The 16,381-nt window shown below is 66.7% G+C and carries 14 protein-coding genes; 8 read left to right on the top strand and 6 right to left on the bottom strand.

The window, feature by feature from the left end:
* Window positions 1–78 precede the first annotated feature (78 nt).
* Window positions 79–1,056, top strand: a complete 978-nt coding sequence (locus Sj15T_RS07610) for a cell wall hydrolase (protein ID WP_041385959.1) — start codon at window positions 79–81, stop codon at window positions 1,054–1,056.
* On the top strand, window positions 1,053–2,327 hold the full coding sequence (locus Sj15T_RS07605) for an HlyD family type I secretion periplasmic adaptor subunit (protein ID WP_013040488.1): 1,275 nt from the start codon (window positions 1,053–1,055) through the stop codon (window positions 2,325–2,327). Before Sj15T_RS07610 ends, Sj15T_RS07605 begins: the two co-directional genes overlap by 4 nt.
* Window positions 2,328–2,567: 240 nt before the next feature.
* Here Sj15T_RS07605 and Sj15T_RS07600 read toward each other — a convergent pair whose 3' ends face one another.
* The 3 genes from Sj15T_RS07600 to Sj15T_RS07590 form a co-directional block, all read right to left on the bottom strand.
* Window positions 2,568–3,530: a transglutaminase-like cysteine peptidase gene (locus tag Sj15T_RS07600; RefSeq protein ID WP_253720648.1), complete on the bottom strand. Its 963-nt coding sequence runs from the start codon at window positions 3,528–3,530 to the stop codon at window positions 2,568–2,570.
* 346 nt (window positions 3,531–3,876) lie between these two features.
* Window positions 3,877–5,853 (bottom strand): DNA topoisomerase IV subunit B, encoded by a 1,977-nt coding sequence (gene parE / locus Sj15T_RS07595; protein WP_013040486.1) that lies wholly within the window; start codon window positions 5,851–5,853, stop codon window positions 3,877–3,879.
* Between the two features lie 63 nt (window positions 5,854–5,916).
* Complete coding sequence (locus Sj15T_RS07590; protein ID WP_013040485.1) at window positions 5,917–6,354, bottom strand: MarR family transcriptional regulator; 438 nt, start codon at window positions 6,352–6,354, stop codon at window positions 5,917–5,919.
* A 134-nt stretch (window positions 6,355–6,488) separates the two neighbouring features.
* Between Sj15T_RS07590 and Sj15T_RS07585 the strand changes: the two genes are divergently transcribed.
* Window positions 6,489–6,914, top strand: a complete 426-nt coding sequence (locus Sj15T_RS07585) for an organic hydroperoxide resistance protein (protein ID WP_013040484.1) — start codon at window positions 6,489–6,491, stop codon at window positions 6,912–6,914.
* A 79-nt stretch (window positions 6,915–6,993) separates the two neighbouring features.
* Here Sj15T_RS07585 and Sj15T_RS07580 read toward each other — a convergent pair whose 3' ends face one another.
* On the bottom strand, window positions 6,994–7,659 hold the full coding sequence (locus Sj15T_RS07580; protein ID WP_013040483.1) for a GcrA family cell cycle regulator: 666 nt from the start codon (window positions 7,657–7,659) through the stop codon (window positions 6,994–6,996).
* Window positions 7,660–7,777: 118 nt separating this feature from the next.
* On the opposite strand from Sj15T_RS07580, the gene Sj15T_RS07575 reads away from it, so the two are divergent.
* Window positions 7,778–8,626 (top strand): ABC transporter permease, encoded by an 849-nt coding sequence (locus tag Sj15T_RS07575; protein WP_013040482.1) that lies wholly within the window; start codon window positions 7,778–7,780, stop codon window positions 8,624–8,626.
* Window positions 8,627–8,752: 126 nt separating this feature from the next.
* Here Sj15T_RS07575 and Sj15T_RS07570 read toward each other — a convergent pair whose 3' ends face one another.
* Window positions 8,753–8,878: a hypothetical protein gene (locus tag Sj15T_RS07570; protein WP_013040481.1), complete on the bottom strand. Its 126-nt coding sequence runs from the start codon at window positions 8,876–8,878 to the stop codon at window positions 8,753–8,755.
* Complete coding sequence (locus tag Sj15T_RS07565) at window positions 8,878–10,197, bottom strand: UDP-glucose/GDP-mannose dehydrogenase family protein (protein ID WP_013040480.1); 1,320 nt, start codon at window positions 10,195–10,197, stop codon at window positions 8,878–8,880. The genes Sj15T_RS07570 and Sj15T_RS07565 overlap by 1 nt, the downstream gene beginning before the upstream one ends.
* Window positions 10,198–10,354: 157 nt before the next feature.
* On the opposite strand from Sj15T_RS07565, the gene wecB reads away from it, so the two are divergent.
* The 4 genes from wecB to Sj15T_RS07545 all read left to right on the top strand — a co-directional run bounded on the left by wecB (window position 10,355) and on the right by Sj15T_RS07545 (window position 15,883).
* Window positions 10,355–11,497: a UDP-N-acetylglucosamine 2-epimerase (non-hydrolyzing) gene (gene wecB / locus Sj15T_RS07560; protein WP_013040479.1), complete on the top strand. Its 1,143-nt coding sequence runs from the start codon at window positions 10,355–10,357 to the stop codon at window positions 11,495–11,497.
* A 161-nt stretch (window positions 11,498–11,658) separates the two neighbouring features.
* Window positions 11,659–12,969, top strand: coding sequence for a UDP-N-acetyl-D-mannosamine dehydrogenase (wecC, locus tag Sj15T_RS07555; RefSeq protein WP_013040478.1), 1,311 nt, complete (start codon window positions 11,659–11,661; stop codon window positions 12,967–12,969).
* Window positions 12,970–13,079: 110 nt separating this feature from the next.
* A complete protein-coding gene (locus Sj15T_RS07550) occupies window positions 13,080–13,790 on the top strand; it encodes a polysaccharide biosynthesis/export family protein (RefSeq protein ID WP_041385957.1) in 711 nt (236 codons plus the stop codon).
* Window positions 13,790–15,883 (top strand): polysaccharide biosynthesis tyrosine autokinase, encoded by a 2,094-nt coding sequence (locus Sj15T_RS07545; RefSeq protein WP_013040476.1) that lies wholly within the window; start codon window positions 13,790–13,792, stop codon window positions 15,881–15,883. The genes Sj15T_RS07550 and Sj15T_RS07545 overlap by 1 nt, the downstream gene beginning before the upstream one ends.
* The last annotated feature ends 498 nt before the right edge of the window (window positions 15,884–16,381 follow it).

The following is a 16,381-nucleotide window of genomic DNA, read 5'->3' as shown; positions in this document are numbered from 1 at the left end:
GCTCCTGCGAAGGCAGGAGCCCAGGTCGGACGGCGGAACTGGACTCCTGCTTTCGCAGGAGTACGGCGTGCGTCGATCATGGGCGTAGGACTTGTGACGACGGCAGCCTTCGCGGCGACGGTTTTGTGGCACCACGACCAACCCCAGCCCGCCATCCAGGCGAAGATCGTGGAAGCCGCCCCCGCCATCCCCCGCCAATATCTCGCCCTGGTCCAGATGACGGAGCAAGCTGCCCCGGCGGCGGAAGGCGGCGCATTGGAAGGAGATCGGGCCCGCGAGGAAAACCAGCGCCTCGGCTTCTCCGGCGCGACCGGCGCAGCCAAGCCGTTCCGCGCCATCGCTGCCGCAGGCGAGGACCATGACCGCGCCCTCCAGTGCCTGACGCAGGCCGTCTATTATGAAGCCGCCCGCGAACCCGAAAGCGGCCAGCGCGCCGTCGCGCAGGTGGTGCTGAACCGCGTCCGCCACCCCGCGTTCGCCAAGACGGTGTGCGGCGTCGTCTATCAGCGCTTCGATGCCTCGGTCTGCCAGTTCAGCTTCGTCTGCGACGGATCGCTGGCGCGCCGTCCGTTGCCCGACCTCTGGAGCCGGGCGAAGCGGATCGCCGCCGACGCGCTGACCGGCCGGGTCGAGAAGGAAGTGGGCACCGCGACCCATTATCACGCCGACTATGTCTTCCCGCGCTGGGCGCCGCATCTGGCGAAGCTGGCGCAGATCGGCGCGCATATCTTCTACCGCTGGCCGGGCGGCTGGGGCATGCCCGGCGCGTTCACCGGCCGCTATGCGGGCGGCGAGCATATTCCCGCCTTCGACCCGTCGCGCTTCGCCAGGGCGGCCGAACCGGCCATCGACTATCCGCCCGTCGCGGCCCTGCCCGAACGGCGGGCGGCCAATGACGTGGGCGGCCGCATGGACCCGACCAAGGGCTGGAAACTCTCCATCCCCGATCCTCAGGCAAGCGGCGGCGCGCTGAGCGACATGCTCGCCCGCCAGCAAAAAGCCGCGCCGGTCACTCTGGCCGCGGACGACCATCATCTCCAAGGGGTGCAACCATGATTTCGCGCTGGATAGGCTGGCTGCGGGGACAACCGGGCAACAAGCAGGTCATTCTCTACAGCGGCGGCGGCATGCTGGTCTTCCTGATGTGGGCCAGCCTGGCGCCGGTGGACGAGGTGACGCACGGGCAGGGCAGGGTGATCCCGTCCAGCAAGGCGCAGGTCATCCAGTCCGCCGAACCCACCACCATCGAGGAAATATTGGTCCGATCCGGCCAGAAGGTGAGCAAGGGCCAGCTTCTGGTGCGGCTGGACGACGCGATGCTGGCGTCCGAACTGGGCCAGATTCAGGCGGAGACCCGATCCCTGACCGCGCGCGCCGGGCGTCTGGAGAAAGAGGGCACGGGCGAAGGCGCGGCCTGCACGACCGGCGGGCCGGAATGCGCGCAGGAACAGGCGCTCGCCGCCGTTCGCCAGTCGGCCTTGCGCAGCAAGCAGGACGCGCTGTCGGCCCAGGTCGACCAGCGCCGCCGCGAACTGGGCGAGGCGCAGGCGACCATCGACAGCCTGGGCGGCAGCGTGCAACTGGCGCGCCAGCGTGTGGCGATGCTGGAGCCGCTCGCCGCCAAATCGATCATCCCGCAGACCGAATTGCTGGACGCCCGCCGCGATCTGGTGGACGCGCAGGGCCGGCTGAACGCCGCGCAGCAGCAGGCCTCCCGCGCCGCCGCCGCCATCCGCGAGGCGCAGGCGCAGCAATCGGAGGCGAATTACCAGTTCCGTCAGGACGCGCTCAACGAGCGTAGCCAGTTGGAGGCGAAGATCGCCGTCAACAGCGAGTCTCTTCGGGGCGCAAAGGGACGGGCGCAGCGGGCTGAGATCCGCTCGCCCGTCGACGGCGTGGTGAACGACGTGCAGGTGACGACCATCGGCGGCTATGTCAGTCCGGGCCAGAAGATCATGCAGATCGTCCCCGTCGGCGACAAGCTGCTGGTGGAGGCGCGGGTGAAGCCCAACGACATCGCCTTCATCAAGACCGGCGACCGCGCCGTGGTGAAGGTGACGGCCTATGATTTCTCCATCTATGGCGGCCTGACCGGCACGGTGCAGCAGGTTTCCGCCGACAGCGTCTATGACGAGGCGACCCGCGAAGCCTATTTCACCGTGGTCGTGGAAACGGACCGCGCCTGGCTCGGCTCAGGCGCGCACAAGCTGCCGATCACGCCGGGCATGGTGTGCGACGTGGAGATACTGACCGGCCGCAAGTCGGTGCTGGCCTATCTGTTGAAACCCATCATGAAGGCCCGTTCGGAAGCGCTGCGGGAGCGGTAAGCCTTCACGCCATGGGAATTGTGCTCACGTGCAGGCAGGTGATTGGTTGGATTACGGACCTATCCTATTCCTCCCCATCGCTAGATGGGGAGGGGGACCGGCCGAAGGCTGGTGGAGGGGAAGATACGCAGGTCACGCCATTTCCCCTCCACCATGCTCCGCATGGTCCCCCTCCCCACGCTCCGCGTAGGGAGGAATTGATTGATGTCCTGAAATGGCCATTTGCCACCCAGGACTCGCTCACCGCGCAGCGAACTGCACCTTCGCGGGCGTCGTCACCCGATAGCCATGGGTCCACCGCCCAAAGGCGTTGAAGCTCATGATCGGCCGATAGTCCCCGACGCTGGACGAAGGCAGCACCCGATCGGTCATATTGTCCAGGATCATCAATTCCCCGCCGATCCGCACCGCCAGCACGGCATGGTCCGCCTGCCGCACCAGATCGCGGGCGATCACCAGGAACATCGCATGCCGGTCGAAACCGGCCGCCTCCAGCAGCTTCATTTTGGCGATGGCATAGTCCTCGCAATCGCCGACGCCGCTTTGCAGCGTCCGCGCCGCCGACGCCCAATTGTCGCCGCCCTGTCGGTCGTCCACGAAGCGCAGCCGCCCGTTGACCCAGCTATTGATCATCTCGACCTGCTGCTGCGCCGCCGATCCCCGCGCCGCGTTCAACATGCCGCTCCACACGCCCTTGCCGGGCAGCGTCGCCGAAACGGAGGCCCATTTGCCGTCCAGCAGCGTCCGGGAAATCGGCATGGCGACCGATCCGAACACATCGGGTTGGCCGTTGCGCGGCGGCATGACCTGGCCCGAAAGCACGGGAACCTGGCGAACCGGAATGACGAAGGCGCTCGCCTGCGGAACAGCGGCAGCCGTCGGCACCGACAAAAATCCCCGCATGAAGCCCGGCACCAGTTCCGGCTGGCGATAGCTCACCACGGAAAGCTGGACGCCCTGCAACCGCCAGCCGGGCAATTTGCCGCTGAAGTCGCTGATGCGCCTTTCGTTGACGATCGCATCCGGAGCGGCCGGTTGCGTCGGCCAGGGCGCGGGGCTGGCCGCACCGCCCTGCTGCGCGCTGATCGCCGCCAGACGGCTCATGCCGCCGGCGAGGAGATTGGCGGAAATGCGTTCGGCGGGCGTATAGGCGCGGCTATGACCGAAAGCGTCCGGGAACGCCGCCAGCGGAGCCTGAGCCAAGGCATGGCCGCTCGCGATTGCCAGCAGGAGGGCAGGGGCGGCGCGAAGCGCGGTGCGGCAAGGGGCCGTGCAACAGGACGGGGCGAAGCCTGACATGCTTGCCGGTATCGCGCCGAAATTTGAACATCAGGTGCCCCGCGCTGGTTAACGCGCCGGTAGGCAAAAAATTGCCGGCAGTTTTTTGCCGGGCCATTTCAGTCAAACCGCGCAATCCGATCGCCGCGATTTTCGAGTAAATCGCGAAATCTGGCCGTCGCGATTTTCAAGTAAATCGCGCAATCCGATCGCCGCGATTTTCAAGTAAATCGCGAAATCTGGTTGCCGCGATTTTCAAGTAAATCGCTTCTCAGGCGTCGATGCTTTCCTCATCCACATTCGCCGCATTCTCCTGAATGAAGGCAAAGCGATGCGCCGGATTGGTGCCCATCAGCCGCTCGACCAGTTCGCGCACCTGCTGCCGGTCCTCGATATCGTCGGGCAGCGTGACGCGGATCAGGCTGCGGGTCTTGGGGTCCATCGTCGTTTCGCGCAACTGGCCGGGATTCATCTCGCCCAGCCCCTTGAAGCGGCTGACCTCCACCTTCTTGCCCTTGAACTCCTTCGCCAGGATTTCCTCGCGATGCGCGTCGTCCCTGGCGTAGAGGCTCTTGCCCCCCGCCACCAGCCGATAGAGCGGCGGCTGCGCCAGATAGAGGTGCCCCCGCCGCACGAGTTCCGGCATCTCCTGGAAGAAGAAGGTCATCAGCAGCGTCGCGATATGCGCTCCGTCGACATCGGCGTCGGTCATGATGACGATACGTTCGTAGCGCAGATTGTCGGGATTGCAGTCCTTGCGCGTGCCGCAGCCCAGCGCCAGGATCATGTCGGCAATCTCCTGATTGGCCAGGATCTTGGCGGTATTGGCGGATGCCACGTTCAATATCTTGCCGCGCAGGGGCAGGATCGCCTGGGTCTTGCGGTCCCGCGCCTGCTTGGCGGAGCCGCCCGCCGAATCCCCCTCGACCAGGAAGATTTCCGCGCCCTCTGGATCGTCGTTGGAACAGTCGGTCAGCTTGCCCGGCAGACGCAGCTTGCGCGAATTGGTCGCGGTCTTGCGCTTGACCTCCTTCTCCTGCTTGCGCTTCAGCCGCTCGTCCATCCGGTCGAGCACATAGGCGAGCAGCGCCTTGCCGCGCTCCATATGGTCGGACAGATAATGGTCGAAATGGTCGCGCACCGCATTTTCGACCAGCCGCGCCGCTTCCGGACTGGTCAGCCGGTCCTTCGTCTGGCTCTGGAATTGCGGGTCGCGGATGAAGACCGACAGCATGATCTCCGAAGAGGTCACGATGTCGTCGGCGGTGATGTCCTTCGCCTTCTTCTGCCCCACCAGATCGCCAAAGGCGCGGATGCCCTTCACCAAAGCGGCGCGCAGGCCGGTCTCATGCGTGCCGCCGTCGGGCGTGGGGATGGTGTTGCAATACCAGCTATAGGAGCCGTCCGACCAGAGCGGCCACGCCACCGCCCATTCCACCCGACCCGCCGCGTCGGGAAAATCCTGCGATCCGGAGAAGAAGGCGCTCGTCGCGCATTCCCGGTCGCCCACCTGTTCCTTCAGATGATCCGCCAGCCCGCCGGGAAACTGGAACACAGCCTCGGCCGGGGTCTCGTCGGCGATCAGTTCCGGCGCGCATTTCCACCGGATTTCCACGCCCGCGAACAGATAGGCCTTGGACCGCGCCAACCGGTAGAGGCGGGACGGCTTGAACTTCTGCTCCCCGAAAATCTCCGTGTCGGGAATGAAGCTGACCGACGTGCCGCGCCGGTTGGGCGCCGCGCCGACCTTCTGAAGGTCGCTGCTGGGCAGGCCCTGGGTGAAGCTCTGGCGGAACAATTCCTTGTTGCGCGCCACCTCGATCACCGTGCTGATCGACAGCGCGTTGACCACGCTGATGCCGACGCCGTGCAGGCCGCCCGACGTCGCATAGGCCTTGTCGCTGAACTTGCCGCCCGAATGCAGCGTGGTCAGGATCACCTCCAGCGCCGACTTGCCCGGAAATTTGGGGTGCGGATCGACCGGGATGCCCCGGCCATTGTCGGTGATGGTCAGCCTGTTGCCCGGCTCCAGCAGCACCTCGATCCGCGTGGCGTGGCCCGCCACCGCCTCATCCATGCTGTTGTCCAGCACTTCGCTGGCCAGATGGTGCAGCGCCCGCTCGTCCGTGCCGCCGATATACATGCCGGGGCGGCGGCGCACCGGCTCCAGCCCCTCCAGCACTTCGATGGCGGAGGCGTCATATTGCGGGGCGGTGGAGGAATTGGCGGCGAACAGGTCTTCGGACATGGACGCAAGCTATAAGCAGGCGGGCGGCGGGCGCAAGCGCGCGTTCGTCATGGCAGGAAGGTGTCAGGGCAGGGATTCCCGCAACGCCCCCCACAATTGCTTCACCCGCCCGTTGAGGTCGGCCAGTTGCGCTCCTTCCATGCCCGACCGTTCCAGCAGCGCCTCGCCCAGGCAGCCGCATTCCTCCCGCATGGCCGCGCCGCGCTCCGTCAGGCGCACGTCCACGCGCCGCTCGTCCGCCGCGCTGCGGGCGCGGGTCAGGAAGCCGCCCGCCTCCAGCCTTTTGACCAGCGGCGTCACCGTGCTGGATTCGAGCGACAGCCGCTCCGCGATCTGGCCGATGGTGCGGCCGTCCTGCTCCCACAGGGCATGCAGCACCAGATATTGCGGATAGGTGATGCCCAGCCGGTCCAGCATCGGCTTGTAGGCGCGGCCGATGGCCATGCTGGCGGCGTAGAGCGAGAAGCAGAGTTGATCGTCCAAAGGCAGGGCGGCGGGCATGACGTGTCTCCTTTGCCGGTTCCATGGCATGGAAATATATATCGCGATAAATAAATGCTGGACAAGAGGGCGCGACTCGCTTATTCGATATTTATCGCGATAATGATTATCGCAGACTATAAAGGAGCAAGCCCATGTCCATCGATGTGAAATATGTCACCCGCGCCACGGCCACCGGCGGCCGCGACGGCGAAGCCCGCACGGAAGACGGCCGTTTCGCCGTGAAGCTGTCCACCCCCAAGGAACTGGGCGGACCCGGCGGCGACGGCAGCAACCCCGAACAGCTTTTCGCGTCGGGCTATTCGGCCTGTTTCATCGGCGCGCTGAAGGTCGCGGGCGGCCAGTTGAAGATCCGCGTGCCGCAGGATGTCAGCGTCACCGCGACGGTCGGGATCGGCCCGCGCTCGGCGGGCGGCTTCGGCATCACCGCCGATCTGGAAATCAGCCTGCCGGGCGTGGAGCGCGCCGACGCGGAAAGGCTGGTCGAGGCGGCGCACCAGATCTGCCCCTATTCCAACGCCACGCGCAATAACCTCGACGTCGGGCTGACCATCGTCTGATGCGGATGCCCCATCCCGGCGCGGGGCCAATGAAAAAGGGCCGCTCCTGACTGGAGCGGCCCTTTTTTCATGCCGGCAATCAGCGAACCCGCGGCCCGCCGAAGGGCAAGGGCGGCGGCGGACGGCGCGTGCCGCGCGGCAACTGCGCCTGATAGGCGCGGCCGCAATGTTCGACGCAATAGGGGAAGCCGGGGTTCACCGCTTCGCCGCAGAAATGGAAATCCGGCTCGCCCGGATGGCCCATCGGCCATTTGCAGATGCGCTCCGTCAGGTCCAGCAGCGACGTCTTGCCCGCAATGTCCGGGCTGGGCTTGGCGGGAACCAGGCGGCGCGGCGGGGCAGGGGGGATCGGCGCCTGCTGGTCGCCCGGCCCCTGACGCAGGAAGCCGCCAGGCCCCACGGAGATGATGCGCGGCTGCGGCGCGGCGGGCGCTTCCGCCGCCGGAGCGGCCGACACCGGAGCAGGCGCGGCAGGCCGAACCGGGGTGGGTGCGGCATGCTGCACCGGCGCAGCGGGCTTGGGCGCTTCGGCTTCGGGCGCGGGCTTGCGCGCGGGCGGCGCGGCCTTCTTCGGCACTTCGTTGGCTTTCACCGGGGAAGGGCGCGATTGCAGGCCCAGGCGGTGGGCCTTGCCGATCACGGCGTTGCGGCTGACCCCGCCCAGTTCGTCCGCGATCTGGCTGGCGGTCAGGCCCCGTTCCCACATTGCCTTGAGCTGGTCGATGCGCTCGTCGGTCCAGGACAATGAATGACTCCTCAAAATCTCAAATCCGCGCCCTATATGGGGCGCGCCGGCGCGGGGTTCAATTTCCCGTGCACAACGCCCTTGCGGCACAACCCCTCAGCCGATAGTCGATCCGACCATGAACGACCAGTCCAAAATTGCTGTCTCCCCGTCGCACCGGCCGCCTTTCCACGAGCCGGGCGAAATGGTCATCCGCAACGTCAACTGGGCGGGGACGCGCGCGCTCTACCGGAAGGAAATCCGGCGCTTCATGAAGGTGCAGCTCCAGACCATCTGGGCGCCCGCCGTGACGACGCTGATGTTCCTGGTCATCTTCACCCTGGCGCTGGGCGGGGCCAATCGCCATGTGCTGGGCGTGCCCTTCGCCGATTTCATCGCGCCGGGCCTGATGATCATGGGCATGATGAACAACGCCTTCGCCAACAGCAGCTTCTCCCTGCTGGCGGGCAAGATGCAGGGCACGCTGATCGATTATCTGATGCCGCCGCTGTCGGTCGGCGAATTGCTGCTGGCGCTGGCGGGCGCGGCTGTGACGCGGGCCTTTTGCGTGGGGCTGGCGCTGTGGGCGGCGATGGCGCTGTGGCCGGGCGTGCACGTGACCCCGGCGCATCCCTGGGCGATCCTCTGGTTCGGGCTGATGGGCGCGGGGTTGACCGCCTTCATCGGCGTGCTGACCTCCATCTGGGCGGAAAAGTTCGACCATGCCGCCGCCATCACCAATTTCGTGATCGGGCCGATGACGCTGCTGTCGGGCACCTTCTATTCCATCGACCGGCTGGCGCCCGTCTTCCGCGCGATCAGCCATGCCAACCCCTTCTTCTACGCCATTTCCGGCTTCCGCTACGGCTTCGTCGCGGCGGCGGACGGCGATGTGGTGGTGGGCAGCCTTGTGCTGCTGGGCCTGAACGTCGCGCTGGGCGTGCTGTGCTACGCGCTGCTCAAGCGAGGGTGGAAGCTGAAGGCCTGACCAAAGTGAGCATAGGGGCGAGCATAAGATAACGTGCTCCTGCGAAGGCAGGAGCCCAGTTCAGGTCTTGCCTAATCATTCAGACGTCGAGCTAGGCTCCTGCCTTCGCAGGAGCACGTCGTTCTATCAGGTCAACCCCGCAATCACCGGCACCACCAGCATGATCGCGCACAGGGCAAGCGCCGCCATCACCCAATGACTCAGCCGGGGCAGGGCGCGCTCGTCGCGCCTGCCCTCCGGTTTCAACCGCATCAGGCCGAAATGCCCTTGCCCCCGACCCGCGTCAGCGCAAAGCCAGCCGCTTCCGCCTCCCTGCGCGGGTAGATATTGCGCAGGTCGACCAGCACCGCCCCATTCATCGAAGCCGCCAGCCGTTTCAGGTCCAGAGCCCGGAACGCATCCCATTCCGTCACCAGCACCAGCGCATCGGCTCCGGCCGCCGCCTCATAGGCGTCCTTCGCCATGCTCACCCCCGGCATCAGCGGCGCGGCGACCGCCATGCCCTCCGGATCATAGGCGACAATCCGCGCCCCCGCATCCTCCAGCGCCTGCACGATGGCCAGGCTGGGCGCGTCGCGCATGTCGTCGGTATTGGGCTTGAAGGTCAGGCCCAACAGCGCGACCGTCTTGCCCCGCGCCTCGCCGCCCAGCGCCTTCACGATCTTGCGCCCCATCGCCCGCTTGCGCAGGTCGTTCACCTGCACCACGGTCTCCACGATGCGGATCGGCGTGTCATAATCCTGCCCGGTCTTCACCAGCGCCAGCGTATCCTTCGGGAAGCAGGAGCCGCCATAGCCCGGCCCGGCATGCAAAAATTTCGACCCGATCCGGTTGTCCAGCCCGATCCCCCGCGACACGTCCTGCACCTCCGCGCCGACCGCCTCGCAAAGGTCCGCCATCTCGTTGATGAAGGTGATCTTGGTCGCCAGGAAGGCGTTGGCGGCATATTTGATCAGCTCCGCCGTCCGCCGCCCGGTGAACATGACCGGCGCCTGATTGAGGTTCAGCGGACGATAGACCTGCGCCATCACGTCGATGGCCCGCTCATTGCCCGTCGTGCCGACGACGACGCGGTCGGGCCGCTTGAAATCGCCGATGGCCGCGCCCTCGCGCAGGAATTCGGGGTTGGACACCACCTGTATGTCCAGGTCAGGCCGCGCTTCCCGCACGATCCGCTCGACCTCGTCCCCGGTGCCGACCGGAACGGTCGACTTGGTGACGATGACGGTCGGCCCGTCCAGCGCTTCCGCGATTTCCTTCGCCGCCGCATAGACATAGCTCAAATCCGCATGCCCGTCGCCGCGCCGCGACGGCGTGCCCACGGCGATGAAGATCGCGTCCGCGCCCTTCACGCCCGCCGCCAGATCGGTGGTGAAGGTCAGCCGCCCGGCCGCCGCATTGCTGCCCACCAGATGGTCGAGGCCGGGTTCGAAAATCGGCATGCGTCCGGATTCGATGGCGGCGATCTTCCCCGCATCCTTGTCCACGCACACCACGTCATGGCCGAAATCGGCGAAGCAGGCGCCTGACACCAGCCCGACATAGCCCGTGCCGATCATCGTGATCTTCATAAATTACTGAGCCCTCGATTGGGAAAGATGGTCCCGCTGGCCTCTAGCATAGCTGTCGGCCAATGCGAAAGCGGGCGTCGGGATTACCCATGTTCAGGGGATGGTTACCATTTTCTGCCAGAGACTTACCCGAAAGACAGCTTGCAAAGGATGACGAATGAAGGTTGCGCTGGTGTTCGGGACGCGCCCCGAGGCGATCAAGCTGTTTCCGGTAATTCACGCGCTGCGGGCGCGGGAGGATGTGGAAACCCGCCTGATCGTGACTGCGCAGCATCGCGGCCTGCTCGACCAGGTGCTGGAGATCGCCGGGATCGCGCCCGACATCGACCTGGACGTGATGACGCCGAACCAGACGCTGGACGGCCTGACCGCGAAGCTGATCGTGGAACTGGGCAAGGCCTTCGACGCGGAAAAGCCGGACCGCGTGGTCGTCCATGGCGACACCCTCACCACCATGGTCGCCAGCCTGGCCGCCTATTACCGCAAGATTCCGGTCGCCCATGTCGAGGCGGGCCTGCGCAGCGGCGACATCCACCACCCCTGGCCGGAGGAGGTGAACCGCCGCGTCGTCGCCTGCATCGCCGACATGAACTTCGCCCCGACTGAGGCCGCCGCCGATGCGCTGCTGGCGGAAAATCGCGACCCGGCGACCATCCACGTCACCGGCAACACGGTGATCGACGCGCTGCTCGCCACCCGTAAGCGGGTGCTGGCCGAACCCGGCCTCGCGTCAGGCCTCGACGATCTGGCCGGGCGTTTCGCGGGCAAGCGCATCGTCGCCGTCACCAGCCACCGGCGGGAGAATTTCGGCGGCGGCATGGAGGCGATCGCCCGTTCCATCGCGGACATAGCGGAGCGCCCGGACGTGGCGGTGATCTTCCCCGTCCATCCCAACCCCCATGTGCGCCCGGTGATGGACGCGGTGCTGGGCGGCCTGCCCAATGTCGCCATGATCGAGCCGCTCGACTATCCCCATTTCGTCCGCCTGCTGGACCTCTGCCATCTCGTCCTGACCGACAGCGGCGGCGTGCAGGAGGAAGCGCCCTCGCTCGGCAAGCCGGTGCTGGTGATGCGCGAAACCACCGAACGCCCGGAAGGCGTGACGGCAGGCACGGCGAAACTGGTCGGCACCGACCGAACGAAGATCGTCCAGTCTGTCTTCGCCCTGCTGGATGACGAAGCCGCCTACGCCGCCATGTCCCGCGCCCACAACCCCTTCGGCGACGGCCACGCGGCAGAACGGATCGCGACCATCATCGCCGCCAGCGCGCAGTCTGATGGCTTGGAAGAAGCTGCCTAATCAACGCACCGTGTTCCTGCGAAGGCAGGAACCCAGTCCCGCCGTCTGACCTGGGTTCCTGCCTTCGCAGGAACCCGCTGTTATTGTCACCAATATTACCGAAATCTTCAGCATTTCCCGTCACAAAGCGAGGCCAATCATCGGCTTCCCAGGACTCCCCAATGCCCCTTGAAAAGCTCCAGCAGAAGGTATCCGTCATCGGCCTGGGCTATATCGGCCTGCCGACCGCCGCCCTGATCGCTCGCGGCGGCGCGCAGGTGGTCGGCGTGGACGTCAGCGCCCATGTCGTGGAGACGGTCAATAGCGGCCGCGTCCATATCGAGGAAGTCGACCTCGACGGCCTGGTGCAAGGCGTGGTTTCCCGCGGCAACCTCCGCGCCAGCCTGGAGGTCGAACCCAGCGACGTCTTCATCATCGCCGTCCCCACGCCCGTCGCCGAAGACCGCGCCCCGGACATCAGCCATGTCCTGAAGGCTGCCCGCACCGTCGCGCAAGTCCTGAAATCCGGCGACACGGTGATCCTCGAATCCACCTCCCCGGTCGGCACCACCGAAGCCATGCGCGACCTCTTCGCGCAACTCCGCCCCGACCTCAAAATGCCCGAACCCGGCGTGGCGGGCGACATAGCCATCGCCTATTGCCCGGAGCGCGTCCTTCCCGGCCGCATCCTGGTCGAACTGATCGACAATGACCGCTGCATCGGCGGCATCACCCCCCGCTGCGCCCGCAAGGCGCTGGGCTTCTACCGCCAGTTCGTGCGGGGCGCCTGCATCACCACCTCGGCCCGCGCCGCCGAAATGGTGAAGCTGGTCGAAAACAGCTTCCGCGACGTCAACATCGCCTTCGCCAACGAACTGTCCGTCATTGCCGAGCGCATGGACATCGACGTGTGGGAAGTCATCCGCCTGGCCAACCGCCACCCCCGCGTCAACATCCTCCAGCCCGGCCCCGGCGTCGGCGGCCACTGCATCGCGGTCGACCCCTGGTTCATCGTCCATGGCGACCCGGAAAACAGCCGCCTCATCCGCACCGCCCGCGAAGTCAATGACGGCAAGACCGACTATGTCGTCGCCAAGGCCTCCGACCTGATCGACGAGTTCCCCGGCGAGGACATCGCCTGCCTCGGCCTCGCCTTCAAACCCAATATCGACGATTTCCGCGAAAGCCCCGCCGTGAAGGTCGCAGGCCGCCTCGCCAAGCGCTACGGCCGTCGCATCAAGCTGGTCGAACCCTATGCCCATGACCTGCCGATGGAGTTCGCCGGAACCGGCGCCGAACTGATCGATCTCGATACGGCTCTGGAACAATGCGGCGTTTTCGTCATTCTTGTCGATCATGACATGTTCAAATCGGTCCCGGTGGACGAACGCGCCGACAAGGCGGTCTACGACACGCGCGGCGTCTGGCCGGATCAGCCGCGGCGACCAAGTGCGGGTCAGACTGCCCCGGATCAGGCCCGGATCGCCATCTGATCGGCGGCGCGAACGCGGCCATGGTTGCCATGTCCCTGTCGCGCCGTTAACCCGACCCGCAACGGCAGGCTTCATGCGTGCCCGATGAATTTGCGGGGATTTCTCACGGCATGAACCGGCCGACCGACAGCAGGAACCGGATGCTGGCCACGATCATGGCCTGCGCGCTGCTCGGCGCCTGCTCCACCGTGGAGGACGCGCCGAAGGGGGAGGCCGCCTATGCCGCCATCCCCCCAGCCCCGGCCGTCGGCGCCGATTACCGCATCTCGCCCGACGATATATTGCGCATCCAGGTCTATCATGAGCCGGGCCTGTCGCTGGAAGACGCGCAGGTGACGGCGGCGGGCATGGTGCGCATGCCGTTGATCGGCGACGTCTCCATCGCGGGCCTGTCCGCCAGCGAGGCTTCCGACGTCATCGCCGGGCGGCTGGGCGACCGCTACCTTGTCTCCCCGCAGGTAACGGTCTTCGTCAAGAAGGCGGTGGGCCGCCGCATCACCGTCGACGGCGAAGTCCGCGAACCGGGCCTGTTCCCGCTCGACGGCCGTCTCGGCCTGCAACAGGCGGTCGCCCTCGCCAAGGGGCCGACCCGCCTCGCCAGCCTCAGCCGCATCGTCGTGGTCCGCCAGTCCGATGGCCAGCGCAAGGCGGCGATGTTCGACCTGGGCGCAATCCGCAAGGGCGAAGCGCCCGATCCCGAAATCCTGCCCGGCGACACGATCATCGTCGGCCTCTCCCGCGCCAAGGCGGCGTTGGGCGGCGCGCTGCTCGCCCTGCCGGCGGTCGGCGCGGGCTTCGTCGCGCTGGACGGGGGGCTCTGATGGCGGGACCGGGCCTGCTGATCGACGCCGCGATGGAGGGCCGCCCGGCGCGCTTCGCCGCCGCCGCTAACGGCGCATGGACGGCTGTGCGGCGGCATCGCATCATCCTGTTCGTCACCATGGCGCTCTGCGTGCTGGCGGGGGTGGTCTTCATCCTGCTCTCCACCCCCGATTACCGGGCGACCGCCTCGGTCGAGGTGGAGGATGTCCCCGCCGGAGCCGCAGGGGCCGCCGCCGCGCAGCGACAGGCGACCCCGTCCGACAATGAAGCGCTGATGCAGACCGAACTGGAGGTGCTGCGCAGCCGCGCCCTGGCCGAGGATGTCGCCCGCGAACTGGCGCTGGTCGGCAGCCGCACCTTCTTCGACGGCATGGACGTCCGCCGCCCGGACCGGGGCGCAGGCTCGCTCAGCCAGCGGCAGGTGGAAACCGAAATGGTCGTGAACCTGCTGCGCGACAATCTGCATGTCGAACTGCCGGGCAAGTCCCGCGTCATCCGCATCGGCTTCACCAGCGCCAACGCCGTGCTGTCAGCCCGCGTCGCCAACAGCTATGCCGACAGCCTGATCCGCGCCGACCTGAAACGCGGCTTCGAATCCGGCGTGCAGGCCCGCCGCTTCCTGCTGGGGGAACTGGACGGAGCGCGCAAGGATCTGGAACGGGCGGAGCGCGATCTGGCGGTCTATGCCGCCAATGCCGGGGTCATGGCCCCGCCGGAATCGAACGATGGCGACAGCCCCCCGCCCGAAGGCACCACCGCGACCCGGCTGGCGCAGCTCAACGCCTTCCGCGCCCAGGCGACGGCGGATCGCATCGCCGCGCAGAAACGCTGGGAAAGCGCCCGCCTGTCCAGCGTCGAGACCCTGCCCGAAGTGCTGAACAACGGCGTGATGCAGCAGATCATGACGGAACGGGCGCAGGCGCGCGCGCAGGTCGTGCAGGAACGCCAGTTCCGCAAGGACGCCCATCCGGAAATGCGCGAGGCCCGCGCCCGGCTGGCCGCGCTGGACGATCAGGCGGAGGGGATGGCGAACACCATCCGCGCCTCGCTCAAGGAACAGTTCGACGTCGCCGTCCATGGCGAAAAGCAGATCCAGTCCGAAATCGCCAAGGTCGAGCGGCAGGCGCAGGCCGAACGCGGGCGCGGCGTGCAGATGAGCATATTGGAGCGTCAGGTCGACACCTACCGCCTGCTGCACGACAGCCTGCTCCAGCGCTATCGCGACATGGCCTCCCAGGCGGGCTTCCAGGCGGGCCGCATCCAGCCGCTGGATCGGGCGGCGGTGCCCTCGCGCCCATCCTCGCCCAATATCGGCGTCACCATGTTGTTTGCGTCATTGGGTGGGCTGATCCTCGGCCTGATGGCGGTCGCCGGACGGCATATCTTCGACGACGCCGTGACGTCAGCCGACACTCTGGCCGAACGGGTGAATCTGCCGCTGCTCGGCGCGGTCCCGGCCGGCGAGAAACCGGCGGCGGAGATTTTCGCCCCCATGGCCTCCGCGCTGCTGCTGGGATCGGCGGCTGGCCTGCCGCGCTCCATCCTCGTCACCAGCGCGCAGGAGGGGGAGGGGAAGTCCTCCACCCTATATGCGCTGGCGAAGGCGCTGGCGAAGCTCGACAAGCGCGTGCTGGTGATCGATGCCGACATGCGGCGGCCCAAGCAGCACAGCCTGTTCGGCATCTCCCCCACGCGGGGCATCAGCGAATTGATGACGGGCCAGGCGAAGATGGACCAGGTCATCGTCGACAGCGGCGTGCCGGGCGTATCCCTGCTCCCCTGCGGCGCGATCCCGCCCAGCCCGGCCGAACTGCTGGTCACGCCAGCGATAGACTCCCTGCTGGCGACGGTACGAGAACGCTACGACACGGTACTGATCGACGCCCCGCCGGTGCTGGGCCTGTCCGACGCCTGCCTGCTGGCGAGCAAGGCACAGGTGACGCTGCTGGTGGTCGAATGGGGCCGCAACCATCATGGCGGCCTGCGCGTGGCGGTCGACCGGCTGCGGCGAGCAGGCGGCGCGATCATCGGCGCGATCCTCACCAAACAGGAAGGCCGCCCGTTCGAATATGACTATCACCGGGGCGGCTAAAGAGGCCTTCGACCTCCCCCCGTCATTCCCGCGAAAGCGGGAATCCATCTCCCCAGCGCTGCGCTTGAGGTGACGTCGAGAGATAGATTCCCGCTTTCGCGTGAATGACGGAGAAGGGTGGTTAGCCGACCTATCCTATTCCTCCCCATCGAGAGATGGGGAGGGGGACCAGCCGAAGGCTGGTGGAGGGGAATGGGGCACGACCTCCGGCGCCCTGCGGGCTCTCCCCTCCACCACCGCCTTCGGCGGCGGTCCCCCTCCCCACGCTACGCGTAGGGAGGAATTGATGTCCGGAAATGGCCAGTTGCGGACATCATTTACTGTCACCCCGGACTTGATCCGGGGTTCCGCTTTCTTTCTGAGTCCGCGCCCCGCCCAAGGCAGCGGGGCCCCGGGTCAAGCCCGGGGTGACGAATAGGCGAGCGTCCGCTCCCTACCCAAATCATCGCGTAACGGTTAATCGTTGCTTAGGCACGGATCGTCGTCATTCCGCAGCGG

Origin of the sequence: Sphingobium sp. TA15, assembly GCF_037101235.1 — a bacterium.
GTDB classification, from domain to species: domain Bacteria; phylum Pseudomonadota; class Alphaproteobacteria; order Sphingomonadales; family Sphingomonadaceae; genus Sphingobium; species Sphingobium indicum.
Note: the sequence above shows the minus strand (reverse complement) of the source record. Positions and strands in the feature narration are given on the sequence as shown.